The 572-nt window shown below is 39.2% G+C and carries 1 protein-coding gene; it reads right to left on the minus strand.

Annotated elements, in window-relative coordinates; genetic code table 11:
- On the minus strand, positions 1 to 572 hold a 572-nt coding region (locus R7R78_RS28315; protein ID WP_318119767.1), incomplete at both ends, for a GNVR domain-containing protein.

Consider the following 572-nt stretch of genomic DNA (forward strand, 5'->3'; position numbering starts at 1 on the left):
GCTTTGATAATGTTGAGTTCTTGCACCTTGTTCAATAGCTGGATGTAGATTTGTTGGTTAACTTCTACATCACGTGTCATACGCAATACTTCACGTTGAGTTTTAGGTAGTTTTTGAACTTGTTTGTTTAGGCGCTCTTTTTCTTTAAGCAAGGTTTGACGCTTATCAAGCAGCGATTTGTATGCCGGGTGATCCTGAGTGAAGCGTTGGCTGATCTCACTTTCTTTGAATGTAAGCTCGTTCAACTGCGCTTCTAATTCAACCATCACTTTCAATGTTGATTGAGCTTCTAAGCCTAAATCGATGGATTCATTTTCTTGACGGAATCGATTCAGTACATCTTCAGATGCCGTCAGTTTAGTTTTGATATCTGGTAGGTGGCCTTTCAAAAACTCAAGACTTTGTTCTGCTTCTGCGGAATTACGTTGTACATTTTGTAAGAAGTAGTTTTGGCTAATATCGTTCAGGATGGCTTGAATTTTAGTACGATCTTCGCCAGAGAAGCTTAAAGAGATAATTCCCGTTTGCTTGCCACGTTCGCTGATTGAAAGGTTTTCTTGAAGTTTGTTAAA

Source organism: Vibrio sp. 2134-1 (assembly GCF_033339495.1).